General features: G+C 51.5%; 26 protein-coding genes. 15 read left to right on the top strand and 11 right to left on the bottom strand.

Translation table 11 applies throughout. From position 1 onward, the window contains the following. Window positions 1–122: 122 nt before the first annotated feature. The 5 genes from ACOYW1_RS13850 (at window position 123) to ACOYW1_RS13830 (ending at window position 4,888) form a co-directional block, all read left to right on the top strand. Window positions 123–710 carry a LysE family translocator gene (locus tag ACOYW1_RS13850; protein WP_482423254.1) on the top strand — a complete coding sequence of 196 codons (588 nt, stop codon included), beginning with the start codon at window positions 123–125 and terminating at the stop codon, window positions 708–710. A gap of 444 nt (window positions 711–1,154) precedes the next feature. Beyond that, window positions 1,155–1,589 (top strand): hypothetical protein, encoded by a 435-nt coding sequence (locus ACOYW1_RS13845; protein WP_482423253.1) that lies wholly within the window; start codon window positions 1,155–1,157, stop codon window positions 1,587–1,589. A 1,550-nt stretch (window positions 1,590–3,139) separates the two neighbouring features. Continuing rightward, complete coding sequence (locus tag ACOYW1_RS13840) at window positions 3,140–3,469, top strand: GNAT family N-acetyltransferase (protein WP_482423252.1); 330 nt, start codon at window positions 3,140–3,142, stop codon at window positions 3,467–3,469. Between the two features lie 115 nt (window positions 3,470–3,584). Beyond that, window positions 3,585–3,935, top strand: a complete 351-nt coding sequence (locus ACOYW1_RS13835; protein ID WP_482423251.1) for a carboxymuconolactone decarboxylase family protein — start codon at window positions 3,585–3,587, stop codon at window positions 3,933–3,935. A 209-nt stretch (window positions 3,936–4,144) separates the two neighbouring features. Then, window positions 4,145–4,888: a class I SAM-dependent methyltransferase gene (locus tag ACOYW1_RS13830; RefSeq protein ID WP_482423250.1), complete on the top strand. Its 744-nt coding sequence runs from the start codon at window positions 4,145–4,147 to the stop codon at window positions 4,886–4,888. 168 nt (window positions 4,889–5,056) lie between these two features. Here the strand turns inward: ACOYW1_RS13830 and aspA are convergent, their stop codons facing one another. Then, the gene (gene aspA, locus ACOYW1_RS13825) at window positions 5,057–6,469 is read right to left on the bottom strand and encodes an aspartate ammonia-lyase (protein WP_482416005.1); all 1,413 of its coding nucleotides are present in this window, start codon (window positions 6,467–6,469) and stop codon (window positions 5,057–5,059) included. A 621-nt stretch (window positions 6,470–7,090) separates the two neighbouring features. Beyond that, complete coding sequence (locus tag ACOYW1_RS13820; protein ID WP_482423249.1) at window positions 7,091–8,662, bottom strand: sigma-54 interaction domain-containing protein; 1,572 nt, start codon at window positions 8,660–8,662, stop codon at window positions 7,091–7,093. Between the two features lie 205 nt (window positions 8,663–8,867). Here ACOYW1_RS13820 and ACOYW1_RS13815 point away from each other — a divergent pair, with 205 nt between their 5' ends. After that, a complete protein-coding gene (locus tag ACOYW1_RS13815; protein ID WP_482423248.1) occupies window positions 8,868–9,602 on the top strand; it encodes a DUF169 domain-containing protein in 735 nt (244 codons plus the stop codon). A gap of 118 nt (window positions 9,603–9,720) precedes the next feature. On the opposite strand, the gene codB is transcribed toward ACOYW1_RS13815, so the two are convergent. Both codB and ACOYW1_RS13805 read right to left on the bottom strand, forming a co-directional pair. Beyond that, on the bottom strand, window positions 9,721–10,986 hold the full coding sequence (gene codB / locus ACOYW1_RS13810) for a cytosine permease (RefSeq protein ID WP_482423247.1): 1,266 nt from the start codon (window positions 10,984–10,986) through the stop codon (window positions 9,721–9,723). 284 nt (window positions 10,987–11,270) lie between these two features. Further along, window positions 11,271–12,299: a phosphoribosyltransferase gene (locus ACOYW1_RS13805; RefSeq protein ID WP_482423246.1), complete on the bottom strand. Its 1,029-nt coding sequence runs from the start codon at window positions 12,297–12,299 to the stop codon at window positions 11,271–11,273. A 435-nt stretch (window positions 12,300–12,734) separates the two neighbouring features. Between ACOYW1_RS13805 and ACOYW1_RS13800 the strand changes: the two genes are divergently transcribed. Both ACOYW1_RS13800 and ACOYW1_RS13795 read left to right on the top strand, forming a co-directional pair. Then, a complete protein-coding gene (locus tag ACOYW1_RS13800; protein ID WP_482423245.1) occupies window positions 12,735–13,175 on the top strand; it encodes an enoyl-CoA hydratase-related protein in 441 nt (146 codons plus the stop codon). Further along, complete coding sequence (locus ACOYW1_RS13795) at window positions 13,109–13,540, top strand: enoyl-CoA hydratase-related protein (RefSeq protein ID WP_482423244.1); 432 nt, start codon at window positions 13,109–13,111, stop codon at window positions 13,538–13,540. The genes ACOYW1_RS13800 and ACOYW1_RS13795 overlap by 67 nt, the downstream gene beginning before the upstream one ends. 31 nt (window positions 13,541–13,571) lie before the next feature. Here ACOYW1_RS13795 and ACOYW1_RS13790 read toward each other — a convergent pair whose 3' ends face one another. Beyond that, the gene (locus ACOYW1_RS13790; protein ID WP_482423243.1) at window positions 13,572–13,760 is read right to left on the bottom strand and encodes a hypothetical protein; all 189 of its coding nucleotides are present in this window, start codon (window positions 13,758–13,760) and stop codon (window positions 13,572–13,574) included. Between the two features lie 26 nt (window positions 13,761–13,786). On the opposite strand from ACOYW1_RS13790, the gene ACOYW1_RS13785 reads away from it, so the two are divergent. Beyond that, window positions 13,787–14,077, top strand: a complete 291-nt coding sequence (locus tag ACOYW1_RS13785) for a GNAT family N-acetyltransferase (protein ID WP_482423242.1) — start codon at window positions 13,787–13,789, stop codon at window positions 14,075–14,077. Here ACOYW1_RS13785 and ACOYW1_RS13780 read toward each other — a convergent pair. From ACOYW1_RS13780 to ACOYW1_RS13755, 6 genes are all read right to left on the bottom strand, one after another. After that, a complete protein-coding gene (locus tag ACOYW1_RS13780; protein ID WP_482423241.1) occupies window positions 14,064–14,567 on the bottom strand; it encodes a hypothetical protein in 504 nt (167 codons plus the stop codon). The two genes, ACOYW1_RS13785 and ACOYW1_RS13780, sit on opposite strands and share 14 nt — an antisense overlap. Window positions 14,568–14,754: 187 nt before the next feature. Next, window positions 14,755–16,203, bottom strand: coding sequence for an amidohydrolase family protein (locus ACOYW1_RS13775; protein ID WP_482423240.1), 1,449 nt, complete (start codon window positions 16,201–16,203; stop codon window positions 14,755–14,757). Between the two features lie 233 nt (window positions 16,204–16,436). Next, on the bottom strand, window positions 16,437–16,889 hold the full coding sequence (locus tag ACOYW1_RS13770) for a DUF3465 domain-containing protein (protein ID WP_482423239.1): 453 nt from the start codon (window positions 16,887–16,889) through the stop codon (window positions 16,437–16,439). Between the two features lie 78 nt (window positions 16,890–16,967). Then, window positions 16,968–17,465 (bottom strand): GNAT family N-acetyltransferase, encoded by a 498-nt coding sequence (locus tag ACOYW1_RS13765; protein ID WP_482423238.1) that lies wholly within the window; start codon window positions 17,463–17,465, stop codon window positions 16,968–16,970. A 173-nt stretch (window positions 17,466–17,638) separates the two neighbouring features. Further along, on the bottom strand, window positions 17,639–18,160 hold the full coding sequence (locus ACOYW1_RS13760) for a GNAT family N-acetyltransferase (RefSeq protein ID WP_482423237.1): 522 nt from the start codon (window positions 18,158–18,160) through the stop codon (window positions 17,639–17,641). A gap of 196 nt (window positions 18,161–18,356) precedes the next feature. Beyond that, the gene (locus tag ACOYW1_RS13755) at window positions 18,357–18,899 is read right to left on the bottom strand and encodes a GrpB family protein (protein ID WP_482423236.1); all 543 of its coding nucleotides are present in this window, start codon (window positions 18,897–18,899) and stop codon (window positions 18,357–18,359) included. A gap of 467 nt (window positions 18,900–19,366) precedes the next feature. Between ACOYW1_RS13755 and ACOYW1_RS13750 the strand changes: the two genes are divergently transcribed. The 6 genes from ACOYW1_RS13750 to ACOYW1_RS13725 all read left to right on the top strand — a co-directional run bounded on the left by ACOYW1_RS13750 (window position 19,367) and on the right by ACOYW1_RS13725 (window position 26,487). Continuing rightward, window positions 19,367–20,893, top strand: a complete 1,527-nt coding sequence (locus ACOYW1_RS13750; protein ID WP_482423235.1) for a hypothetical protein — start codon at window positions 19,367–19,369, stop codon at window positions 20,891–20,893. Between the two features lie 114 nt (window positions 20,894–21,007). Next, complete coding sequence (locus ACOYW1_RS13745) at window positions 21,008–21,922, top strand: lysophospholipid acyltransferase family protein (RefSeq protein ID WP_482416018.1); 915 nt, start codon at window positions 21,008–21,010, stop codon at window positions 21,920–21,922. A gap of 370 nt (window positions 21,923–22,292) precedes the next feature. Beyond that, entirely contained in the window at window positions 22,293–23,858 is a 1,566-nt protein-coding gene (locus tag ACOYW1_RS13740; protein WP_482423234.1) for a hypothetical protein, read from the top strand. Between the two features lie 109 nt (window positions 23,859–23,967). Next, window positions 23,968–24,534 carry an LPP20 family lipoprotein gene (locus ACOYW1_RS13735; RefSeq protein WP_482416020.1) on the top strand — a complete coding sequence of 189 codons (567 nt, stop codon included), beginning with the start codon at window positions 23,968–23,970 and terminating at the stop codon, window positions 24,532–24,534. Between the two features lie 322 nt (window positions 24,535–24,856). Further along, window positions 24,857–25,261 carry a hypothetical protein gene (locus ACOYW1_RS13730; protein ID WP_482416021.1) on the top strand — a complete coding sequence of 135 codons (405 nt, stop codon included), beginning with the start codon at window positions 24,857–24,859 and terminating at the stop codon, window positions 25,259–25,261. Beyond that, a complete protein-coding gene (locus tag ACOYW1_RS13725) occupies window positions 25,258–26,487 on the top strand; it encodes a transglycosylase SLT domain-containing protein (protein WP_482423233.1) in 1,230 nt (409 codons plus the stop codon). Before ACOYW1_RS13730 ends, ACOYW1_RS13725 begins: the two co-directional genes overlap by 4 nt. The last annotated feature ends 3 nt before the right edge of the window (window positions 26,488–26,490 follow it).

Genomic DNA, 26,490 nt, shown 5'->3' with positions numbered 1-26,490 from the left:
GGCATATTCCGTGTGGGAATGATATGTATTCCGGGTATGCGTTTTACATCATGATCCCGTTGGGCTATCCTTTTTTTTCTTCTGAACCGTTACCCAACCATGACAACACGGAGTACCCGATAATGTTCGAATCCCTTGTGGTCGTCCTGGGGGTGGCCCTGGCCGCCCAACTCTCCCCCGGACCCGACATGATGCTGATCTTCCGCCACACCACCACGTCCCTGCGGGCCGGTATGGCCTGTATCCTGGGCATTTGCCTTGGCTTCACCGTGCACGTGACCCTGTCCGTTGCAGGCCTTGCCGTGATTATCCGCACCAGCCCGTTACTGTTCAACACCATCCGGTACGCCGGGGCCGCGTACATCCTCTACGTGGGAATCCGCTGCCTCACCGGTAACTCCGGCCTCACCTTCGATGCCAGTGAGAAATCCTCGGCCCCCTTTGGCCAAGCCTTTCGAGACGGCCTCTTCTGCAACCTGCTTAACCCCAAAGTAACCCTGTTTGTCCTCAGCGTCTTTTCTCAGCTCCTCGCCCCCGAAACCCCCACAGCCATCCGAGCCCTCTTCGGCCTTGCCCTGATCGTCGAAGCCATCGTTGTCTGGACGCTTTTCTCCATGCTCCTGGACAGGCCTTCAGAACCCGCTACGAGCGATTCCAGAACCCCATATCACGGGGCTGCGGCGTGGTTCTGTGCGGTCTTGCCGTGTTGATGGTCGCGGGGTAGAAGATCAAATAAAAACAAACCTCCGGGGTAAGGGTGGCGAAGTCGCCCTTGTGAAAACACCTCGAAAATGGATTACCCTTACTGTTAAGCCGTAAGGGTAATCCTATAGCATAAAGCCTCACCAAATATGGTTGTCCTCTGTCTTCCCACGTTTAATCCTTCGTTGATTAGCTCCATAGACCTTGTTTTTTTATATCCAATTAGACTCTTGCATTTGTACTGGTCACAGAGTAAGAAATTAATGGCGCTTAGAGGGATGACTGCTTTGAATACATGTGGTGGGCGTTGCCCCGTGTTGTGGTTTTTTTAAGGGGATTGCTTGATGCTTGGAGAGGTAAACGCCACTCCCGCAGGGTGCGAAAAACAGGAATTGGACGGATTGTCGGATTGTTTTGTTCGATGATAGTTGTCATTTATGTCGAGGAAATAAGTGAAGCCATCAAACCCGCTTGTGAAAAGAATGGTACAAGGCATTTACAGTTTCATACTGTTTTGGCTTTCTGCCGGTATTACAATGGTCTTTATGTCTCTACTGATGGTTTTAAAAGACTTTTTGAAGGGATACAACATTGAAACCAATGATTTAGAAATCTTTATCGTTTTTGGCGTGTTTTTAGTACTGATCCTTTATTCATTATGGCTGTCAAAAGAGGCCGCGATAGAATTTTCGGAAAATAATAGATATTTTTTAGAAGCTTTATATTCTTCATTTAAAGCATCATTTGTTTTTTTATCATTGATTCCAATTATTGGATCGTTTTTTAGCAAGCACAATCAATTGACAGTATCAAGCTCAGATTCGGGAAATCTCATTCGGTCACTGGACACTCGAACTCGGTTTGATGATCTTAAAGATAACAAATAAATTGAGAGGGGGTTTTTTAACGCTGTGCTCGTGTTTCGCTTCACTTTAAAAATTCCTCATCTAAAAGGTATGGGATTGAATTTGAAATTCTATCCAACGCTTATACTTTTATCGTTGCTTTGTTCTTGTCACATTGTGGAGATCGACGACTATTGCCATGAGCCCACTCATGAAATGAGAAATAGCATAAATCATGGTAAATATAGTCAGATAGTAGGGCTATCCAATGCGGAAGTCATCATTGTACCAAATTTCAGAACGTTCTCACGGTCATATTCTCATTCTTCAGGGTGGATATGCATTTTAGACAAGAAGCAAGGGCAAGTTTATCTAAAAACGTTTCTTTAAAAACAGAGTTGAAACCAGAAGAAACCGTTGTTATGAATAAAAGTGTCAGCCTGGATCAAAAGTTAAGGGACACCCAGTATTTTTATACCCAATTGCCTGTTTTTGACTCGGATAGCTTCGACATAGAGGCATGGAATAATCAGCCCGCCATATTTTTCTCGATTACTTATTCAGTAAATTGCGGCAAATTAAAAACTAAACAATTTAAACTGCATCATAAAACCCATAAGGACATAGCATGGCCAACGTAATCCATTAACAGTCAATTTCAGTGGGTTCAAAAAACACGCGCCGCTGATTTAGGGGTTGATCCTGTTGAATAAGTTATATTTTAAGATGTATATGCATTTATGACTCGTATTTACTGTCTCTCCTCTGGGTAAACCAACGAGGTAAGCCTGGCATGATTCAAAAGTTATTCTCAATCCCAATCGGTTTTTATTGTTTACAGATTCGACAAGTAAATCATCCCCTGCAATGTTTATTCATGCAATTAATCATTTTGTGGATTACAAACTTGACCTATCGATTTTTGATACGCATTTCTGAAGCGATAACTTGGGGGTCGGATTTGCAACCCTTAAGTCCTTTTAAAAATCATTATCAAACATTATAAGTCAACTATACTAACAGCACTGATATGGGAACAGTCTTCGGATGAAAGCTTTAGTCGTAATCGGCTTCAGTCTATTCGGTATATTTCTGGTTATTGTCATTTTTGACCATATTATCATTAAGTCTCAAAGATATAGAAACAAGATAGATCAGTTTTTCAGTTCAGAAATTACCAATAACACCGCTATTGCATATTTTTTATTTTCCGCTGTTTTATTAGGCATAGGGTGCAGCTATTTTATTAGATAAATCTGAATTTACATTGTATATGGGGTTTCCAATTCACTCTTATACCAATGGCTTTGTATGGTTGTTCTTGGGGTTATCTCTATTTCTTAAGGTATTTAAAAAGTAGCTATCAATAATAGCCTTTTTTATTGTCGTAGTACTACATGTTGGAAGGCATGGTAAAAAGCTGCGCTCGTTACTCACTTTTCTTTTTGAGCCCTTAGCGTAGCATTATGTTTTAAAGGGGATACAAGGAATGGTAACCATCTGCAAATCAGATCGATACGCCGAGCTAATAAAACTTTTTATTGAAAATGGCTTAGAATTTACAGAAAAGGATAAAGAAATTCCAGAGACCGATGGTCAAATATTGGGAAGCCGTTGATGATGAGAAGCTCATTGGAGGTTGCGTTTTGGGTATGAGGGAAGGTGTATACGTTCTTGAAGGTATAGCAACCGACTCAGATTACAGGAATAAACGCGTAGGTAAACAGCTTCTTTGTGAAGGTCTGTTGCCACCCAAGAAAGTAGGTGCTAAGAATTTATACTTGTGTGCAAGGGCTCCCGGTTTTTTCAAAACTCAAGGTTTTTTGGTAATCGACAGAGAAGATTCACCGAGCTTTGGGTGCATGAACTGTGACCAGTTTGGTGTAAACTGTTTCCCGGAAGTAATGATGAAAAACATATAGGGCATTTAAAAGAATCGACGAGGATGAGTTTATCATTCAATATTAATGAAAGGGGCTACACCTCCACATTCGACATTCTTGGTTAAGTATTCAAACCTTAAAAAAGGAATATATAATGGGGAAATTGAAAGACGAGTACAGCCAGATCAGTGATAATTTCTGGGAGTTGATCGACTGGCAAGGGGAGCAGGGAGAGCTTTACCAAGCCCATTACAAGAAAACGTATGAGCCTGGCGTTCTGGATACGAAGACCAAGCGGTTGATGGCAATGGGTGCCGCCATTGTGATGGGCTGTAAGGGGTGTATTTTAGGACAGACACAAAAGGCGATTGATGCAGGGGCAACACGGGATGAGATTATGGAAACCTGCTCTGTTATGCTTTCTCTTGGTGGGACCATGGCAGGGTCAAAGATTTCAATTGTCATGGAGCTCTTGAAAGAGATGGACATGATTGATGCGGATTGACATTGAACTAGAACAATGTCGGTACGTTTATGATCTCAACAGAGATAGGCATGGTTCATCATTTTGTCATGTTCTCTTTTTGATTTAATGATGCGAATGCAGCCGACGGAAATAAGCGTTTGGCTGCTTAGAAGCGTTGGCTTGATGGTCGACTGGCACATTGTTTAACCGATTCAAATAATGGTGATTAACATATCATGAGGCATATAGTGGATACTGATTCATATATCCGTAGCCTTTTGGTGGCCAATCCCTTGAGAGAGTCGATTCTTCGCGGCGTGATCGAGGCAATACAGCTTCCTTTCGGAAGCAGGGGACTTGATGCGGGGTGTGGGATCGGTCTTCAGAGTTTGCTGTTGGCCGAGGCCGTAGGACCCACCGGCCATGTCACCGGGCTTGATCTATCTGCGGAGTTGCTGAATCGGGGGGAAGCACTTGTGAAAGAGGCTGGTCTTTCACAAAGGATTTCATTTCAGAAAGGGGATGTGACAACTCTTCCCTTCGACAACCATACCTTTGATTGGGCATGGAGTGCTGACTGCATTGGGTATGCTCCTTTGGTGGAGCCGCTGCCGTTGTTGAAAGAGCTCTCACGGGTGGTAAAACCCGGTGGCATTGTGGCAATATCTGGCTGGTCTTCGGAAAATCTGCTTCCTGGATATCCTCGCTTGGAAGCCCGTCTGAGAGCGACATCGGGTGGACTGTCCTTCATACACGGGAGAAAAACCAGAGACGCACTTCCTGCGTGCATGTGGTTTCGTGACATAGGCTTAAAGGAACCCAGGGTAAAAACGTTTGCTGATGGTTTCTATGCTCCCCTCAGCCATGAAATACGAACAGCGTTGACGGACTTGATTGAAATGCGCTGGCCGGATGCAGAGCGTGAGCTGTCATCCGATGCACTTGTTATATTTAATGGCTGTGCCTGCCGGACTCACCGGGTTTTATTCTGAATCTTTCAGACTATTATGCCTTTTTCACACACACACTGTTCTGGGGCTATGTTGCCGAATGACTTGCACAGACGTGGGACAGAAGGGGTAAGTGTTTTACTGTGAGAAGGCGTCTATACATCAGGGAAAAAGCCCCCGGTCATAATCCGCCGGGGGCTTTTTGTTCTGTTAGTCTTTTTTATGGAAATACCGGGGCTTGATCATGTTCTCAGGGGAGAGGATGTCGTCCAGGTCCTCTTTTTTCATATACCCCTTGGCAAGGACGATGTCGTACACTGACGTGCCCGAGGCAAGGGCCTCGTGGGCCACTTCTGTGGACTTTTCATAGCCGATATAGGGGTTCAAGGCCGTGACCAGGCCGATGCTGTTGCGGACGTAGTTGCGACAGACGTCTTCGTTGGCGGTGATGCCGTCAACACATCGGGTTGCAAGGGTTTCAAAGGCGTTGCGCAGGTACATGAGAGAGCTGAACAGGCTGTGGGCGATCACCGGTTCCATGACGTTGAGTTCCAGCTGACCGGCTCCGCAGGCCATGGTAACGGTCATGTCCGCACCGGCTACATAAAAACAGGCCTGGTTGACCACCTCGGGAATGACGGGGTTGACCTTGCCCGGCATGATGGAGGACCCCGGGGCCATGGGGGGCAGGTTGATTTCGTTGAAACCGCAACGGGGGCCGGAAGACATCAGGCGCAGGTCATTGCAGATCTTGGAGACTTTCACCGCCACACGCTTGAGCACCCCGGAAAGCTGGACATACGCTCCGGTATCCTGGGTCGCTTCCACCAGGTTTTCAGCCTTGATCAGGTTGATGCCCAGCAATTTGGACAGCTTTTCCGTCACCAGATCCGCATATTCGGGATGGGCGTTCAAGCCCGTGCCGATGGCGGTGGCCCCCATGTTGATCTCACGCACCAGGTCCGTGGTTTCCTGCAGGCGCATCATGTCTTCGCCGAGCATCACGGCGTATACGGAAAATTCCTGTCCCAACGTCATGGGCACGGCGTCCTGGAGCTGAGTACGCCCCATCTTGATGATGTCCTTGAACTCCTCGGCCTTTTTTTCAAAGGACTTTTTCAAAAATGCCATGGCCTCGATAAGCTGGCGTATTTTGGCAATCAAGGTGATACGCATGGCTGTGGGGTACACGTCATTGGTGGACTGGGACATGTTCACATCAATGTTCGGGTGCAGGAACTCGTACTCACCGCAGCGATGGCCCATGCCTTCCAGGCCGAGGTTGGCGATGACCTCGTTGGCGCACATGTTGGTGGAGGTTCCTGCACCGCCCTGGATCACGTCGACCACAAACTGATCGTAGTATTTCCCTTCCAGGATTTTTTCACAGGCCAGTGTGATGTGTTTTGACTTGTCCTCTTCCAGCAACCCCAGCTCGCAGTTGGCCTGGGCTGCGGCCATTTTGATATATGCCAGGGAGTCGATCAGCTGGGGATAATGGCTGATGGGAATGTTGCTGATTTTGTAGTTTTCAGCAGCTCTCAGGGTCTGGATGCCGTAATAGCATTCACAGGGGACTTCTCTTTCACCGATGCAATCATGCTCAAGACGATAACTTTTCACTGCATTTCCTTCTTACTATCACTGTGTTCCTGTTTCCCGGGGCCAACAGCACATGTTGATCTGCCGGGGAATATATCAATAGGGTACAGGGTGGTTCCGTGTACTGGATCCCATTCACTTCATTTCTTTCAGCTACCAGAAACGGTTGCTTGAGAAGGGGGCAGGCATGCATATTTGATACTATCCTCTTTGAAAGAGTCTCCCAGGGAACTAACATGCTAAAATAGCATTGTTAATTTTTTTGCTTATTTTTAGAATAATTTGTTTTGGCTTTGCAGAAAAACAGGTCGCTATGAATCGGCGATCAGGCTCTATAGACGTGGGAATCTTCCCGCCACTCAGGCGGTTTGGCGGGATCGAAAGGTGAGGATCCCCATTTTTTAATTCCCGGGTTTACCCCCACGGGAACTGATGCCGAAGGCTTGGTGCCAATCGAACCCGTTCCTCTTCTGATGATTCAGTCATCGAAAATGACGATCACAGAAGCCTGGGTGAGCTGGATTTGTATGGTCACAATGCACGAGGGATGTGGTGGAGAAAAAATTTTGAGGAGGGGCGTGGACGGCATGTTGTCCATGAAGCGGTTCACGGAATGATATCCCTTGCGGCGATGTCCCAACTCTACGAGGGCTTTTTGGCTTTTGTTCTATGGAACCGGATGTTGAGCTTTTTTATTTTACTTCTCAGGGTGTTCGGCTTCATGTTCAGGAGTTTTGCAGCGCCATTGGGGCCTTCAATGCGCCCGCCTGTGCGTTTTAACACCTTGACGATGTATTGTGAAATCATGTCATCAAAGGGGATAATGTCATCATCGTTTTTATCACTTTGGATTTCCGAGGCGTTACGTGTGGCAGAATTGATATGCAGGTGATCAAAGGTGAGTGGGGTGTTGCGGTTTAGAATCAACGCTCTTTCGATGACATTCGAAAGTTCTCGTACATTGCCGGGCCAGTCATAGTCCATCAACTGATCCATGGCCCGGGGGGCAAGTCTTTGAGGCGGGTAAAGGTTTAAATCTTTGGCTTTTTTCTCGATAAAGTAATGAGCCAGGGCCGGGATATCTTTTTTTCTCTTCCTTAGCGGCGGAATGTGGATAGGAAAAACGTTTAGTCTGAAGTAGAGATCCTCACGAAATGTGCCGGATTTAATCAACTCATCCATATCTCGATGGGTTGCAGCAATAATACGTGTATCCACAGGAATTGTTCGGGTGCCTCCCAGGCGTTCGATCTCCTTGAACTGGATAGCCCGTAACAACCTGACCTGGGCAACCAGGGAGAGCTCGCCGACTTCATCTAAAAAAAGAGTGCCGGAGTCAGCGCGTTCGAATTTTCCTCTTTTTTGGGATACAGCACCGGTAAACGCGCCTTTCTCATGGCCAAAAAGCTCAGAGTCTATAAGGTTTTCCGGGATAGCCCCGCAGTTAACCTTGACAACCGGTCCTTCGTGTCTTTTTGAAAACTGGTGAATAGCATTTGCAATGACATCTTTGCCTGTGCCTGTCTCCCCAAGAAGCATCACGGGACTTTCCACTTCAGCCACATGCCGGGCAAGGGTCATGACCTCTTTTAAGCCGGACTCCGCGCCAATGATTTTATCCCCCGAGATTTTCATCAGTTCAAGGTAGAGCCTCTGGGTCTCTTTTTTGAAATTTTCCGAGCGGTTCTGTACGTCACGGTGCCTCAGGGCATTGGACATGGCCATCGAAAATGGCTCCTTTACTGCTGAAAAGAGCTTTGCATGGTCTGCTGTGTAGGCATGTTGAGAAAAAGAGTACAGGGAAATCGTTGCAGGGAAACTGTCCTCAAAGTCCACCGGCAGGACAAGATTGGATGCTTCCTTGAGGTTAAGGACTTTGGCAAAATCCTTACTGATGGGATTTATGTTCGGTGCATTGAAAATCAGGACATCGTCAATTTTTTTATTCTCTTTTTTCTCAAAATACCGTTGCTCTTCTTCTATGGATTCAGGTGAGAACGGAATAAGAATATCCTGAATTTCGACCCCTTCTTTTGTTACCCTGACAATACTGACTGTGGCGCCGTTAGGTTCGGTAATATCGAATTGAAGACCATCTGCCGGGATGTATTTCCTGATATATTGAAAGCACTTAAAGAGCGCCTTTTCAAGGTCAAGGCTGCTGCAAAGGCTTAGCGTTACATTTCGGAAAAATTGGTGTTTATCAACCGTCACCTAAACCCCCTTTACATGAACCGGACAAAAGAACCACGATATTAAATAGTTTATCATGTAGCCACGAGATTTAGTAGCTGAAAGCCATTTAATATCGTGGTTTTGAAAATTACGTCTCGGTATTAATCGTATTTACAGTGTCTTATGTTTTGGCATGTCTTTTGAAATAATAGATATCAACTTTTAAACACAAGGGGAATCTTAAATGAATTCAGAAATAGTAAAAGAGAGCCTGAGGAAATTTTCAGAAGTCGTGTCTTTTAATTATCCTGCCATCGGTTGGTATTTTTCACCTGAAGAGATAGAAGACTCGTTTGTTTATCAAAAGGAACGATGGGTCTGCATGTTCATGTATCTGAAAATGATGATGAAACAGGGAAAAAGAATCCGGTTTTCAGAGGATAACGGCAAGGCATGCACCGGCTCGACGGAATATTTTGGTTTTGCAGAACTGGAAGATGATGGAGGCGTATTTTTAGCGGAAACCGAACGGTTTTTTAAAAATCTCGAGCTTTCAAAGGCATATACCCGTGAGTCGGCAACCCTTATCCAGCCGCCAAAAGAAAAATATCTGTACATGGAACAAGTCGAAAAGATTGATAAAAACAGGGAAATTGAGGTCGTGAATATTTTTCCGGCGGATCTCACCAACCTGACAAAGCTTGTCACCCTGTCAGGCTACGACAGCACGACCAGTTTGATGGACAATGTGTTGATTCCCAATTGCTCAGGGTGCCAGTCTGTCTTTACGCTTCCCTATAACGAAAAATTTCAGGAGCATCCCAGGAGTATCGTGGGGTTCATGGAGCCCATGGTCAGGAATTTTGTTCCTGAAGACATGGTGTCCTTTTCGTTGCCTTCCACTCGTTTTGTTGAAATGGCGAACAATATTGAGGGCAGTTTTCTTGATAAAAATTTCAATAATCCCAAAGGTTTTTGATCTGTTAGCCGCCGGATCAAAGGCCTGCAGACGTGATCAGCCATAAAAAAACCGATGCCCACGGAAGTGCGGGCATCGGTTTTTCGCGTTTTATGTGTGTCGCTGATTTGCTTATGAACTAAGCCGCTTCGCTTTCAGGCCTTTCGCCGTTTTTGATGAGCCCCATCACATGTTCAGCCACAAGGTAGACACCCACGGCGGCCAGAACACTGTTGACCGGGGCAATGCCGGGGATCACCCTGGCGGCTGTCACGCCTGCGGCCCAGGCCAGGATGGCGGTGGGTCGGATGGTTTCGAAGCGGGTTTTGTCCAGGTGGCCGTAGAGCCGCTTTCGGACCATGAAGTAGTCTGCGATGAGGATGCCGCCGATGGAGGGGAGCATGGTGTTCAGAAAGGCGAGCCAACCCACGAAGTTGTTGTAAAGGTAAAGGGCGGCAAGGGTTCCCACCACACCGTTGGCCAGGACCACCCATTTTTTGGGCAGGCCGGTGATGTTGGAGAAACCGAGGCCTGAGGCATAAAGGGCGTTGTCGTTGGTGGTCCAGATGTTGAGCCCCAGGATCACCATGGCCCAGACGATCATGCCCTGTTTCAGGAGCACGTCGGAGATATCCGCCTGCTGGTAGAAAGCCGCGCCCACGGCGCCGAAGAGAAACATGAGGCTGTTGCCGAGGAAAAAGGCCATGACCGTGGTGGAGACGGCGGTTTTGGTGTTCTTGGAAAACCGCGTGAAGTCCGGGGTGAGGGTGCCGCCGCTGATGAAGGAGGCCACGCAGATGCCGATGGCCGTGAACAGGCCCATGGGCTCGGCAGGGACCATGGAAAACCAGGCGTCCAGGCCGCCGAAGTCGGTGAAGGCCTTGCCCACGGAGAAGCTGCCCAGGACGGCGATGGAGGGCACGGCAATGAAACTTAAGATGGTCAGCGCGCGGATGCCGAACCAGGCCGTGGCCGTCATGACAAGGCCCGAGGCCAGGATGAGGGCGTGGATGTTCCAGCCGGTGACCTTCTGGACGGGCAGGGCGAACATGGCAACCCCGACGCCGAACCATCCTACCTGGGTGATGGACAGGAGAAAGGAGGGCAGGTAAGAACCTTTTTCCCCAAAGGAGAACCGGGCAAGCAAATGGGTTGAGAGACCGGTTTTGGCGGCGATGGCCGCAAGCAGCCCCGTGTAGCAGCCCAGAAGCAGGTTGCCGGTCATCACCGTGGCGATGAGCTGCCAGGCGGTGAGCCCGGTGCCGAGCTTACCGCCGGACCACATGCTGGCGGAAAAAAAGGTAAAGCCGAGCATCACCACCAGCATGGGCCAGAACCCTTTGCGGTGGGAATCGGCGACATGGGTGAGGGCGAAATCAGCGTCTGTTGTGTGGTCTTTCTTCATCTGTTTCTCCTAAAAGATGGACAAAAGCGTGCCTCCGGCAGGCAGGGGATGAATCCCCTGCACCCCGGGTTCGCAAATGCTCCGTGCCTTCGTTCCTCAGGTACGTCACATTTGCTGACGGGCTTTGCCCGTGACAAGCCGCAAAAACGTTTCGGTTGCAAACGAATCGTCATGATGCGTGGAGGTTACCGTAAACCTCAGGACTCGTTTTGTTTTAAATGCCTGTTTGTCAAACTTTTCAAAGGTTTGGCCCCCGGCAGGGTTGCCGGAGGCGTTTTTTCCTATCAGGCGTCCAGCTGTGATATCTGCTTCCGGCAGATTTCGGCCAGGTCCACTTCGCTAAACCGGCCCGCGTCGAGTTCGGGGAATCGTTCTTCGAGCAGCTCGGCAAATCCCATGCCTTTTTCTGCCAGGGCCAGGGTGTCGCCCCAGTATTCTGTGAGGTCCGCGATGTACTCCGGGGTCCAGAAGGCCCGGGAACCCGCATCGTAGATGGCGCAGCGCTGGATGGGGTAGGAGGGATCTTCGTACTGGGACTCGATGAATTCCGGTGCCATGAGGGCGCCCTTGCGCAGGAGGTCGGTGCCGGTGATCTTGATGGTGAGGGGCGTCTCCTCCGTGGGCACCACAAAGCGTCCTTCCAGGTAGATGAGGGTGGTGCCTTCGTAGGAGGGAAACCGTTTGCGGCACATGGCATCGGCCGCTTCCAGGATCTCCTCGGCACGGGGCCCGCCGAAGGTGAAGAAGACGATGGATCGCAGGGCGGTTCCCTGCTTTTCGGCTTCGGCCACCAGGGCTTTCATGGCATGCTCCAGGCTGGTGCCGGTGGCCACCACATCCCCGATGACGATGCTGGCGGTTTTGGGCATGTAGACCTTGCTGTATTCACTCTCCATGATGTGCCAGTTCTCGGGATCACCGTCCACGCGGGCGCGCTGGGCGCTGATAAAGGAGCAACCGTGGCGGTTCCAGCCGAAGGCGTCGGCCAGGGCTTCCCGGAGGCCGAAGTTAAGGCCGCCGCGGAGGATATCAAAGACGATGGTTTCGTCTTCGGTGAGGCAGGTTCGCTTTTCGGTGTTGAGGATGGACAGAACACGCGTGCAGGCGGCCTTGAGGCGACGGGTGTAGTCGACTCCCATGACTCTGGGATCGTTGGCGATGGCACGTGTTTCCGGGGTGGAGACAACAAGTCGGTTGACCGTTGACTGGGTATGGTCTTCAATGCGGTGAATGGCGCATTCGGGGGTGTTGACGACGGGGTGCAGCATGGGCAGTTCTCCTTGGGCGTTGTACGATCCGCCATGGTCTGCCATGGCGGAGCCCGCCGCAGGGCATTCCCGCTGAGTGCGGCAAAGGGAGTTGCACCGTAAGGTTTTCTCCAGGCACAAAAAAACCCGCGCGATGACGGGTACCCTGAGCCGGTGCCGACAAAAGAGCACCATGCTGCGAGCTTACGCTTTTTAATCGGAGATTCTTTCGGTGTCAAGTCTTCTGTCATGAAAAAATGCACCAGGCCCCTTATGGAAGGTGAGGGCACGGCCCTGCCCGCTGCATTTTCCAGGCCCTACGGCACAACTCCTTGATGGTGCGGGGTTTTTCATTTTCGGTGAAATATGAGGCCTGGTTTGCTACAGTATCTGAGACAACGGCCCGGCCTTACATCAGCCCGGATATTTCACGGCCTGCTTGCCATGTATCCGGCCACGGCGGGTTACCGGAAAGGCTCACTTGATGGGAAAGGAGAGACCATGAACGGGTTTACCGACATTTGCGTGGAGCAAAACGGGCGGGTTGTGACGGCAACCCTGAATCGCCCGGAGAGTCGCAACGCCATCACCGGAGAGACCATGGTGGAGGACCTATGCAGGCTGGTGGACGAGGTTAACAAAGATCCCGGCATCAGCGTCCTGGTGTTGACGGGAAGCGATCCGGCCTTTTCATCCGGGGGCAACATCAAGGACATGGCCGGGAAAAAGGGCATGTTTGCAGGGGAGGGGCCGGAGCTGGTGGCCCGGTACAAGAACCATGTCCAGCGAATCCCTCTGGCCATGGAAACCCTGGAGATCCCGGTTATTGCAGCAGCTGCGTCACCGGCTGTGGGGCTGGTTCGATCTCAGCCCTCATGTGCGACCTGCGCATCGCCTCGGAGCGGGCGACATTCGGGGAGACTTTTCTCAACGTTGGGTTGATCCCCGGTGACGGCGGGGCCTGGCTCCTGCCACGGGTCCTGGGCATGGCCAAGGCCTGCGAACTTGCCTTTACCGCAGAGGTCATCGACGCCCAGCGCGCCCTGGAGATGGGGGTGGTCTCCCGTGTGGTGCCCCACGAAACCCTGATGAAGGAAGCTGCGGCCCTGGCCGAAACCATTGCGGCCAAGCCGCCCCGGGCCCTGCGCATGACCAAGCGGCTTCTCAAGATGGGTCGGAACACGGAGCTGCCTGATTTTTTGGAAACCTGCGCCCTGATGCAGGCCCAGTGCCACGGCTCTGAAGACCACAAAGAGGCCCTTGCGGCCATGTTTGAAAAACGAGAGCCCCGCTTTACAGGAAAGTGACCATGGGATTCAACCTGATCAAAAGAGAGCTTTATCCGGTGTCCGGGCTGTGCCCGGACGGATTTCGGACCCCGCGCCTTGCCGTGTCTCCCTTTGTCCCTTCGGATGTCGCAGGCATGGAGACGGGGTTTGACTCGCCGTCTGTCTGGAGGTTTTCACGGGGCATCGATTCGGCTGCGTCTGCCGGAGAGTGGCTGGTCTCTACCCTGGAAGATGCCACACCGGCAGCTTTTTCCGTTGGATTGCGTGGAGACCGGCGAACTGGCGGGGTTTTGCGTGCTGTTGCCTTTCGGCAAGGATCGTGTGGAGGCGGGGGGCTGGCTCTCGTCGCAGTTCTGGCGCCGGGGCCTGGGCCGTGAGCTTCTGGATGCGTTGACTCAGCATACCTCAGATCCAAAGGGCCATTGCCCCCTGGTGGCCGATGTGGATCCGGAGAACAAGGCGGCCTGCTCTCTCCTTGCCTCCGCAGGGTTTGTGGCCCGCGGAGGTCTCTGGACGCACCATTCGGTCTCTGAGCGTGGGGCTATCGCCACTTGAATACCAGGTCGTAATCGGAGGTTGTTTCCACCGACGTGTCTGCGTCCTTGATAAAGACCTGCTTCTCATCGGACACCGGGTAGGTGAGGTACTCCGAACACTTGGCGGACTGTCCGGTGCCTACGACAATTTTTGTTCCGGGCTTCAACCTGCCCACCACCAGTTTGTCTAATGGGGACCACTGGTAGCAGATTTCACAACCCGAGCGATAGGCGGAGACCAGCCCCGTGGGCTTGCTGAAGGACCACCACTGGCCCATTTTGCTGTGCGGGTTTGTGCTGTTCCACGCTCGGTAGATGGTAATGTCTGAATTTTCTTTGGCCACATACACCTGGCCCCAGCACAGTTTGCCCTTGTCGGGCGCTCCCAGTGCAAGATCCAATAACACACTGTCTTCTGCCTCCCTGAACTGGTCTTTTAATGCCGATGGAATGTCCGTATCTCCGAGACAATCCGGCGTTAAGACCATGGTGACGGTTTTGTTGTCCATGGAAGAGCAGCCAAAGGCAAATAAGACAGAGAGTAAAAGAAGTGTTTTTTTCATCATGGGGTACCTGTGGTTGGGGTGTTGTTGTCATGCGGCGGGCCCAGGCGGGTTTTGACGGGATGGTCTCCAGAGCAGTGTCCGCGAAAACGCGTGCATATAGGGTTCAAGGGGCCCATCCCGTCAGCACGGATTATTTCATCATTGAAGCGGAATACTCAGAGATTTCGGCTTCGAAGGATTCAAAGCGAAGGTCAAGGGACCGAAGCAATGAATCTTTATCTTCTTTTGAAAGAAAAGAGTGGTGAATACTGTTGTATACATACGCTTTGATTGCTTTGTAGCTGGGTTTATATCGTTCCGCCAGCAACACGTACTCACCGGTCAAATTGTTTCTGGAAACCCCGGAATCATCCGTGCAGATAACCATCGGGACGCCGTAGGCGGAATAGATAAGGTACGGGTGGGTGTTGTCTTTGACGCCCAGGATAAATTCATTGCTTGTGAGGCAGATCTCCACGGCAGCGTTTTCTTTGATTTCCTGCAACAGACCAACGGGGTCCTCTTCATAGGGCAGGTCCACGCCATGCCCTATCCTCTGGGCCTTGGCGACCTGTATTGCCTGGGAAATATGGAAGGTGAGATTTTTGGGGCGCACCATGCCAAGGGTCAGCTCCCCTGCATGCAGTGACCTGTTAACGTTCGGGAATTTTGCATGCAAATATGCAAACATCTGCATATGCAAGGCGTAGTCCTCGATGGCAACCACACCGTTTTCTGGGCCGACGATGTTGACGCCAACAAGGAGGTCGGATTGATCAACCGCTTTAAAGGCTGAGTAAAGTGTGGAAAAGACGATGCTTGGCGGGCTGTTCCTTGATGCGTATGTCTGGTAACGCATCATAAATTGGTCGTCATCTATGCCCGCATGAGCCGCGTTCAATGTGGCGATGAATGCGTCGACTTTCGTCTTAAGCCCATCATCTGCATCTATTTTTGAGGACAGCTCGTCAAAAAGAGCCCAGTTGGACGTGTGGCCGGTGGCCTGTCTGATGTGTTTATCGAAGGACGTATCCGTAAGCAAATAACCGACGGATTTAAGCATCACCTCGATAAAACTGACATTTTCTTTGATGGCCCGCTCTTTTAAAATCATCAGCCCTTGATTGTAGTTCTGGGCGATGGGACCGAAGTAACCGAAGGTGTCGAAAAAGTTTTGGTCGGGGGGCGGCTGTGAGTGGTAATGGTTGTGGTAGTCTTTGTCTGACCAGAGCGTTAAAAGGGTCCGGTAGAGTCTGGTGTCGGAACGTAATTCATCAACAGACAAACTGGTGTCCGTCTTTACTTTGCTGATATGAAGTGTCTCTTTGTCTATCCAGTAACCTGCCTCCTCGACCCAATCCAGGTATGTTTCCGCGTAGATACTTCCTGAATAATGGTTGTGCAGGTCGCCACCCTTGGGCATTTTAGACATAAAAAGGGTGAGTTGGGCGGTGTTCGGTGCCTCACCTTCGATCAATTTGTCGTACAGCAACGCTGTTTTCCGTTCATTGTCGGCATCAGCATTTGATTTGATATCGAAGGTCGAACATCCGACGATCGCCAACATTGCAACCATGATTGTGCATATTCTAAACTTCATCTCTCTCCCCAAATCATTACGACACATTCGTCACTGCCGACGCTGGTACCCGCGGGCTTGTATGCCCGGCACGGGCAAGATCTTCGTTGATACGTCCTTATAAGAGGGAATACTACCGGCCAGAAAACGATTTAACATAAGTACTAACTTAAGACAAGGCTGGCCTGGATGAAGTCATTTGGCGGGATGCGGGGAGAAGGGTAACCCTGGCTGGGTTGTTCCAGGGATCAGGCTCACCGGTACAGTTTGCCTCCATGGTTCAACCAGCCGTCTTCATGACGCCCGCTGGGGTCATGATGCGTCCAGTGAACAACGCCCCCTTTGGCGTTCCACTCGTACTGACCGTAGAAATTGATGTGGTCGCCGACCCGGAGTGCGTCAATGCGTGGGGCAAGGTCAATGTTGTGGGCAATCAGAAGTGTTTGACCGGAATCAAGCCGGACAACAAAGCGTTGGTGCCTGCTACCCTTGGTGTCGTCGGGCAGCATGGTGATCACCTTACCCGAGCCACCGACCTGGATACCGCTGAGCTTCTCATCAAATGCTCTCTGAAGGGCTTCATCGCTTGAAGACACCTCGGATGTGAAGAGGGAAAAGAGGGGCTTGATGGAAAAAGGGATATTGAACCGAGTAAAAGCCCCGTAAGCACCCAAGCCGATAATGATGATAATGACTGCTTTTTTCATGTCAGGCTCCGTATGCTGTTGGCTCAGGGCACGTCATACCCGGCGGTGGGTTGAAATTGATTGCGCGAGTCTATCGGTTTAAGGCAAAGACCCAGTCGGCATAATTGTCGGTTCCCTCTTTTTGACAAAAATTTGTTGTTCATGGTTGATTTCAGTTTTTTGAAAGCCACACACCTTTTCGTAAAAGTAATGGTTTCTTGTGGCCCAGGTGGGCGTTTCAAGTCTCCAGTATTTTGATGGATACCTTGTTTCAATGAAGTTCCAGGCTTCCCGTCCGATCTGCATGTTGTGAAAACAGGGGTCGATGAAAAGTGCGCCCAGAATGCTCATGCCTTGCTCAACCCACCAAATAATAAAGGCGCCAACGCTTTTGTCGTCAAGGACGATTTTATAGGCGATTGATTTTGGATCATCAATGGCCCATTTTTGAAGGAACGACCCATCGTTATAGCCCGGGGGACCGCCTTTTTCGATACCGTCATAAATCTTGGCATCGTTCTCAAAGGCCCTTGTCATGGGGCCTGTCAGGCCAACGATATCGTTTTCCTCTAAAGGGATGAATTGGATGTCAGGCATTGGTCATATCCCACTGATGTTGAGCACTGAAAAAACGTCGGCACTGCTTTTTGAGAACGCTGACATGATCCTGTTTTGCCTCATAAGGCAGGCCCTCTATGCCGGGCAAATTCGTTTTCCTGCCACCATATATGTGGCAGATTAAAAAAGTCAAATGTGCAGGCCTGGTGCCGTCATTCTGTCTTCTCGATTATTTTTCTGTACTCAAAAAGCCTGAACGGATTGTTGGGGATTGGCTGGGATTCGCCCGTTTTGGTATAGCCGTTTTTCTCATAAAAATGATGGTTTCGAAACGATTTGTAAGGTGTTGACAGTACCCATTCTGCTGCGTTGCTATACTGTTTTTCGATTAGCCCTAAGGTCGTCGAGCCAATTCGTCTGTCTTGATATTCCCCACGGATGAAAAAGTACTTTATTTCGATTCGCTTACCATCCGATGGAATCACGCAGATGCCACCAACAAGGTCGCCGTTTAATAGAATTTTGTAATAATGACCTTTTTTAATCTCTGATTGATGCCAGACCAACGACTCAATCCCCGGTGGGTAAGAGCCGTACTGATCATAGTCAGTTGTGAACGCCTCCACACTCAGGGCTTTGAGGGCTTCGGCATCATTGATATTTGCCGGTTCGAGTGTTGTCGTCGTCAATTTTATGTCTCCCTGCTTTTTGCCTGGTGCGATGATGCGGTACATGACGTATGTATGCTTCACCCAGTGGGTGTCGAAGACGGGCGTGGTGTAGAAAGTCCGTTTAGACCTCGCCGGTGTGGCTGATTTGAATGTTAAAAAAAATTGTTATGATCTGGGTGCCTTTGTGGGGCGCACGGTATACATCCGATGTGAGCGCCATATTGACCCGGGTTGCGTGGAGGCAGGGGGGAATCCCTGGCTACTCTATTTCGTTTGCTTTTTTTATTGCATATATTTCAGTAAGGGAAAAATCATATTGAGACAGAATGCTTGAGATAAATTCCGTTTTTGCTTCGCAATAGGCATCTACATTATTGGGGTACTTTTCGGCAAGTTCATGTTTGAGTCGTGCATACCTTTTGGCAGCTTCAGGGTGACCTCTCAGGTGGTCTCTGAAAGTAAGGTGGTTTTTGAGTGCTAACGCATGAGGGGCACATACATATGCGTTGTGGGGATGTATCGGGTTGCTGATTTGAAACATTTCCCGCCCCTCAAGGCCTAAATTCCCTCTATGGTAATAACCGATTCTTTCAAGTGCTTTCTTTGCAGACTCAAAACGATTGAAATCATCTAAGATAATATCAATGTCTATGATTGGTTTGGCGTCTAATCCTTCGACAGAGGTGCTCCCGACATGCTCAATGCGACATGAGATGTCCCGAAGGGCATACGATAGCTTAGATGACAAGTCTTCGAACCAGGTTTTCCACTTTGAAGAATATGTGACAACATGAACGTTCATATTTTACAAAGTCCGATAGCTAAAATGGTTACGGCCAGTAGGGGGCTCTTTATAAAGTGCTTTTTCTATCTGCTCTACCGTTTATCAGGTGTTTTGATGCGTGGTCTGTCCGGGGAATGTGTGACCGAACCTCGTGAATATATATTTACTCTATTAAAATAGATAATTTCAAGGGGGATCCGTCTCGGTTTGCAAGTGCACCGAAAAGGGCTGTGAGTTTTTGCTGCACAAGCAGGCATGATGTCCGAAGGGCGGGTGGACGCGACGGCCGGGTTGGGGTCGGGCCTCAGGGCCATCTCGGTTGCGCTATGGGGCCAGTTGTTGTACGTTTAGCTTGTTTTGACAAGCTGGCCGTTACCATTACAAGTCCTTAATCTATACTCCTCGGTACCCCACAGGTGACTATGTCGAGTTCTACAAATGGGATGAAATGCCCGGTATGCGGATATCTGAATGACCCGGAGGATGTGGAGTGCATTGCCTGCGGATCGGACATGGCCCTCTCTGCTGAGTCCATTGCCATCGAAAAACAGCGCAGCAAGGAGGCCATGGAGCGCTATCGCCTTCAGCAGGAAGAGCTGCGGCGGGAGCTGGGCATAGACGAACCCGAAGAAGGGCCCCTTGTCATGGCTCGGGAAGAGGAGACCCCTGCGGTTTCAGAACCCGGCGACTCGGGCCCCCTTGGACATTGCCTTGAGATGGAGAGCATCCCTTCGGATTTTTATTCAGACGTGTTCTTGTGTCCTCAGTGCGGCTTTCGAAACGCCAGGGAGGCCATCGAGTGTGTGCGGTGCGGGGTGATATTCAGCAAGCTAAAAGGGATGGACGGAAAAGGCGGTGCTGAGTCCTCGGACTTGTCCGGTTCCACGGTACCCGTTCTTGATGACCTGGGGGAGGCGCCCCTTGATACGGGGGCGGGGTACTCTCCTTATGTGCCCGATGCAAAGCCCGAGTCCTTGGTCGGGGTCAGGTCCACCGGAGAAAAGGTGAAGGCCGCCTGGCGGGACGTTGACTTGCCGGGAAAAAGCGAGTCCGCCTTGAAAGGGCTTGGGGGAATAGGCACCCGGATGAAGGCCGTTCCACCGAAATGGTACGGGCTGGCCCTGGGGGTGGTTCTGCTTCTTGTCGCTCTGCCCTTTGCATGGAAGGGGGGCGTTTTTCTTAAGTCTGAGTGGGCACAGCGCTCGCGGGTGAAGCTTGAAGCCGCCCTGGTGGATGAGTTTACCGGGAACCGTGCGGCCATCGGTGCAGAGGTGCGAGCCTTCGCCGATTCGGAAAAGTTTGACGAGGCCCGGGCCGTTTTGGATCGATTTGATATCGAGCCCCTTCAGGCAGAGCTTGAACCCTTGAAACGGTACCTGGAAGAGAAGGAGACCTACGCCAGGGTGCTGGCGGTTCCGGCCTGGAAGTTTGAAACCAATTACACGCTCTTTTCCCGTCTCGTTGCGCTGGCACCCTCCAACACATTTTACAGGTCCAAACAGGAATTTTACAAAAAACGCCTGGCAGGGCAGTGCCATGACAAGGCCTTTCGGCTTTACCAGAGCCGGAAGAACGATGCGGCAAAGAGTGCAGAGGCTGTCTCCCTTATAGAAAAGGCTGTGGGGTTTTACCCCAAAAACCGGGCATTCAAAGAGCTTCGAGCCAAAGTGATCCACGCAGACCTTCTTTATTACAAAGGCAACGGAAGCCTTCAGATGGCCCTTCGTGATGAAGGCCTGGGAAAAAGCCTTTATAAGAAGCAACGGAAAATCACCATCTGGCTTCGCAACACAAGCGATGAAATCCTGTATATCAATCCGGACTTTTTTACCCTCAAGACCCGGAACGGTAAGAGCTTGAAATATAACAACGTCATGGAAACCGGGTTTCAGGGCAAGCTTTCGCCCGGAGAGAAAACAGCGGGGGTGCTCTATTTTCGAAGTCTGGCCATGCCAAGGACGCTGACCTTTGAACACCTGGTTGCAGGGACCATACAAAGGGAGTTTCCTTGACCAGTCGGCTGTGATATGCCTGTGTCCGACATGGATCGTTGCGTCAACGGCAACGACCCGGTGCCGCGTGCGGCATTGTTTTTTTAGGATTTTCAGCATGGTTTGGACGATTTAATGAACAAGCGTTTCGTGAAAAAGATCAAGAATGATATCATCTACTACGCCATTTTGGCTCTCATCACTCTGCTTCGGACGCTTAACCGGCGTGCCTCTATCCTGTTGATGCGGGGTGTCGGGCGTCTTGCCTGGTACCTTGCTGTCCATGAACGAAAGAAGAGTCTTCGTCATTTAACACGTGCCTTCGGAAGTGAGATGTCTCGAAAGGAGATTATCCGCCTGTCCAAGGGCGTATTCGACAACCTTTCCGTGTGTGTCGCAGACGCCGTGCGATTGCCGAACCTGGTACGTCAGGGGCTGGATCGTATTGTGAAGGTTGAGAATTTTCATTATCTTACCGATGCCGTGGCCAAGGGCAACGGGGTCCTGCTCCAGACCGGACACTTCGGCAACTGGGAGCTCATGGGGACCTGGCTGGTACAAAAGGGGATTCCCTTGCGCGTCATCGCCAAACGGTCCTATGATCCGAGACTCGATGCCATTATCGTGGGATACCGCAACGGGGCCGGTTATTCCAATACCGCACGGGGAAATGCCTTGAAGACCATGCTTGACGGTCTGAATAACGGCTGTGTGTACGGCATGTTGTTTGACTTGGACACCAAGGTAAAAGGGGTCTTTGTGGATTTTTTCGGCAAGCCTGCCCACACCGCGGTGATCCCCGCCATGATGGCGGTTGAGCATGATATCCCCATTGTTCCCGTGTTTATTCGTCTCAATGACGACTATACCTATACCATTGAGTGTCAGTCGCCCCTTTCTCTTCAACACACCGATGAGCCTTACGTCGATGCTCAGGTGAACACCCAGACCTGTTCCAATGTATACGAGTCCATGATTCGCCGTCATCCCAGGCAGTGGATCTGGATGCACTCCCGATGGAAAAAGCAGCCCCCGAAAGCCGCTGCGTGATGCACTCCGTCCGTTTGCCGGGGGTGCCCTTTCCGGGCACTGCGTCCTGCCTTCCCCGGCGCAGCGAAACCCGTGGGAACAAAGGGTCGAGATATCTTTTGGCCCTGTGATCCCACTCACAACCCCCCACCGGATTCCTGTGGTAAATATATGGGTAAGTGGCAAGGCTGTCATGCCCGCAGTGCGGGCCGGCAGGCAGCGCGAAAGGCCATTGAAAACAGGGGCGTGTTCATGTATTTTTTAAAAACAGACAATGAAGAAAACACCATGGCTCCTGCCATCTTCCATACACGGAGACTTTCATACTATGGCTTCATTTAACATACGCATACGCACCGGTTGTCTCGTCGCACTGGCGTTGCTGATAGCAATGCCGCTTTCGGCCGACGAATTCGAAGATTTTGCCAAAAGTGAGATGGGCAGCTTTGCCCAGTATCGCGATGAGCGGGATGCAGAATTCGTCAATTTTCTCAAGGCCCAGTGGGCGGAGTTCGATGCCTCTCGCGGGGTTGTCAGGGACAGTATCCCCAAGCCGTCGGCCATCCCCGTGGCCAAGCCACCGGCCCCTCTGACCGAGGGCGAAGAGGAGGGGGTACAAACACCCCCTGAACCTGCCACGCCTGTGGGGGAGATCGTGCTTCCTGCCTTGCCGCCGTCTCTGCCCCCCGAGCCCGTTGCTGTTCCCGGTGAGGACGGGGAAGAGGGCGTTACACCGGCCCCGGCAGAGCCCCCTGTTGTGGTGGTACCCGTGCCCGAACCGGACGTTCTTGAGGTTCCGGAAGAGCCCTCACCCTTTGACGAGCCCTCCGGCGTAGAGCCCGAGATGATCCCTGTTGGGCTTTCCGTCTCTTTTTTCGGTGCAAACCACCTGTTCCGCGGCAAGTTCTCTTTTCCCGAGGCGCCCCTTGCGCCTCCGCTCAAACCGGCCATCGCAGCCTACTGGGAAGCCATGAGCCAGTCGTCGCAGTTTGAGGCCTTTTTGTCCCAGGCCCAGGACATGTCCGGCGACCTCGGTCTCAATGACTGGGGCTACCATAATTTTCTTTTTACCTGTGGTCTGGCCGTGCATGGCAACGACCGGGACCTGGCCAACCTGTTCACCTGGTTTATGTCCGTCAAGAGCGGGTACGACGCCCGGGTGGGGTATTCCGATGATCGGGTCTATCTGTTGCTTCCGTCGCGAAACACCCTTTACAGCGTGTCGTACCTTACCCTGCAGGGCACCCGATACTACGCCGTGACCTTTGACGGCAGCAGGGAAAAGCTGGGGAAGCTTTATACATACAAGGGCAAGTATCCCAAGGCTGATCGCCTGATGGATTACCGGCTCCTCAAGGTGCCGGCCCTGAAGCCAGAGATCACGGAAAAGGAGCTTCGTTTTGAGTACGGAGGAGAACCCCAGTCCGTTAAGGTCTCGTACAACAAGAGCCTGGTAGACTACTACCGGTACTATCCTCAGACCAACATCAAGATTTACTTTGACGCCCTGACCTCCGATGAACTGAACTACTCCATGGTGAGGGAATTGAAGGAAAAACTTGAGGGCAAGAGCGAGAAGGAGGCGGTGGATTACCTCCTGGGCTTTTCCCAGAAGGCCTTCGCCTACAAAACCGATGATGATCAGCTCGGCCATGAAAAGTACATGCTTCCCGAGGAGACCATCTGGTATCCCTATTCGGATTGCGAGGACCGATCCTTTCTTTTTGCTTACCTCGTGCGCCGGATCCTCAAGCTTGACGTGGTGGGGCTCAACTACCCCGGCCATGTGGCAACGGCGGTTCGGTTCAACGACAACGTACCCGGAGATTACGTGGTGATGAACAACAGGAAGTATATCGTTTGTGACCCGACGTATATCAACGCATCGGCCGGTATGGCGATGCCTAAATACAAACGACGGAATCCCGATGTGGTGAAAATCCGGAACTGGCAGTAACCGACTTCCGCGTTACAGCTATGACCCTGGTCAAGGATGCCGTGAAAAGGAGGTGGTCTCGAAAATGATACCGGACTGCCCCATCAATTACACAAAGGAGAATGAGACGATGAAACGAGTATGGACAGCGGTACTGCTGGTGGTATGTTGTGCATTTGTGATGACCGGTTGCCAGAGCAGCCCCCAGGTTGCGCCCAGCGATCTTCCCTCTTGGGTCCTGATGCCCCCTGAAGGCGGGATCAGCGCTGTGGGTTCCGCAAAGATCGGCCCTGCTGGGATGAGCTTTGCCAAGCTTGAGGCAACCTCCAATGCCCGTGACGAGATCGCTCGCAGCATCAACGTCAAGGTGAAGAACATGATCAAGAACTTCACCGAAACCACCGGCGTCGGCGACGACACCACCGTGGACAAGGTGTTCACCAACGTATCCAAGCAGGTGGCCAAGGTGGACCTCACCGGAAGCCAGATCAAGAATGTTCACCTGGACAAGGCCAATGAGGAGATCTACGTGCTTGTGGCTCTTCAGCCCGAAGCTGTTGCAGGTGTTGCCGACGCCATGAAGCAGGCAGCCGTGACCAGCTACAAGAACGACAAGGCCCTCTGGCAGAAGTTCCAGGCCAAAAAAGGCCACGAAGAGCTGGACAAAGAGATCGAAAAAGAGTTCGGCAGCATGTAGTCACCTTCGGGTGCCGCTGATCGGATGATTCCACGACGGGGGGAGGGTTGCCAAAGCCCTCCCTCCTTGGGTGGATGTGATAGAGGGGGGAGAAGGGCTCGTGTGACACGCCGGCTGGAATCGAACACCGGTGAGCACCGACTAAGGACGAATCATGGCGTGCCTTAGGGGGAGTCCTTCGGATTTTTTTTGCCGCGTGTGTGATACCTGTTCACGGGCGCGGTGTTTTGTTTTGTGATGCGGGGTGGGGGCCCGAATGCTCGGGCAAAATATGGATCGTCCGGACACGTGGGCGGACGTGCATCACATGGGAGGATGCGGTGTGAAACGAGTATATGTGCTTGTGGGTATGATGGCCTGTCTGTTGGTTTTGGGGGGATGCACCGGTGCAACGGCACCTGCCACACATCCCCCGGCATGGATCCTGAATCCGTCGGATGGCGGGACGATGGCCGGTGTGGGCAGTTGCCGTCCTCACCTTAACGGCTACAGTGCCCAGAGGAAGCAGGCCATTCGGCGTGCCCTTGATGAAATTGCCATGCAGAAGGGGACAACCATCAGCAACGTGTCTCTGGTGGGCACAACCGGCACCAGGGCCGGAACGAGTACCAGCATGGAGAGCTGGAGTTTCCAGACTGTCGACAACCAGACGGTGACGGCTGTTGTCAGGGCATCCTGGAAGGACCCTGTAACCGAGGAGCTGTTTGTATGGGTGGTTTCAAAATGAATGTACGGTGTGCAGCCGCCCTGCGGGGGGCTGCCTTGGCCCTTTGTGTTGCCCTTATCTGTGGGGTGACGGCCTCGGCATGGGCCGAAGGGATGGCAGACGCCCAGAGTGAGTTTGCAGCCTTTAAATCTGATGAAGCGGATTTTGAGCGCTACAAAACGGGAATCGGCGATGAGTTCGCGGCTTACAAGGCCATCATTGACGAGGAGTTTGCATCGTATCGGAGCAAGATCCTCAAGGTCTGGGGCGTGCCCGAGGTCTCCACGAAAAAAACCTACGTGGGCTATTCCTCCGATTTCAAGGTGAAGAAGGTCGTGGACTATGAAAAAGGGGTCATCAAGGTCAGCGCGGTGGTCCCCGCATCGGAAAAGAAACCGGAGAAGGTCCTTGAGGGGCACTTGAAGGACCTGATGAACCAAAGCGCCAAGGGGGCGTACAAGGCCGATCAGTTTACCACAGGGGTGGAGAAGAAGCTGAAAAAGCAGGTGACCTCCTCGCAACTGAAGGAGGCCGAGGTGGGGAATCATCCCATCGTGGCCGACATGGTGACGGGGAAGCTTCGCCCCTCCGACAAGGAGATCGATGCGTCCATGGCCGGGTTGATGGGAACGGCCACAACGGCCGTGAAGAAAGCCCCCAAACAGGCCGGGGCCAATGTGGTAACCCTGGAAGTGAAGATTCCGTCCACGGGGCGGGCTGTCAAGGCCAGGGCCTATCTGTCTGACGTGAAGAGGCAGGCCGCCAAGCGCGGTGTGGACCCGGCCCTTGTGCTGGCGGTCATGGAGACGGAGAGTGCGTTCAATCCCATGGCGCGTTCTTATGTGCCGGCTTACGGGCTCATGCAGATCGTGCCCAAAAGTGCCGGTCGGGACGCCTCCAAAGTGGTCCTTGGCAAAGATGTGGTGCTCTCTCCGTCGTACCTTTACAACGGACGGAACAACATCGCCATGGGCGTGGCGTATCTCTATATTTTAAACGATCGCTACCTGGCGTCCGTCAAGAACCCGGAAAGCCGTCTGTATTGCGTGATTGCGGCATACAACACCGGTGCGGGCAACGTGGCGCGGGCCTTTATCGGCACCACGAACATCGAGAAGGCGGCAAAGAAGATCAACAGCATGCCGCCGGAAAAGGTCTACAAAGTGCTTGTCCGGAAATTGCCCCACAAAGAAACCCGCGACTATTTGCAGCGGGTTTCCATGCGCATACCGACGTATCGGGCGTAATTC

This window comes from Desulfoluna sp. CYM3A, assembly GCF_056829965.1.
This window is presented reverse-complemented; position numbering and strand designations above follow the sequence as displayed.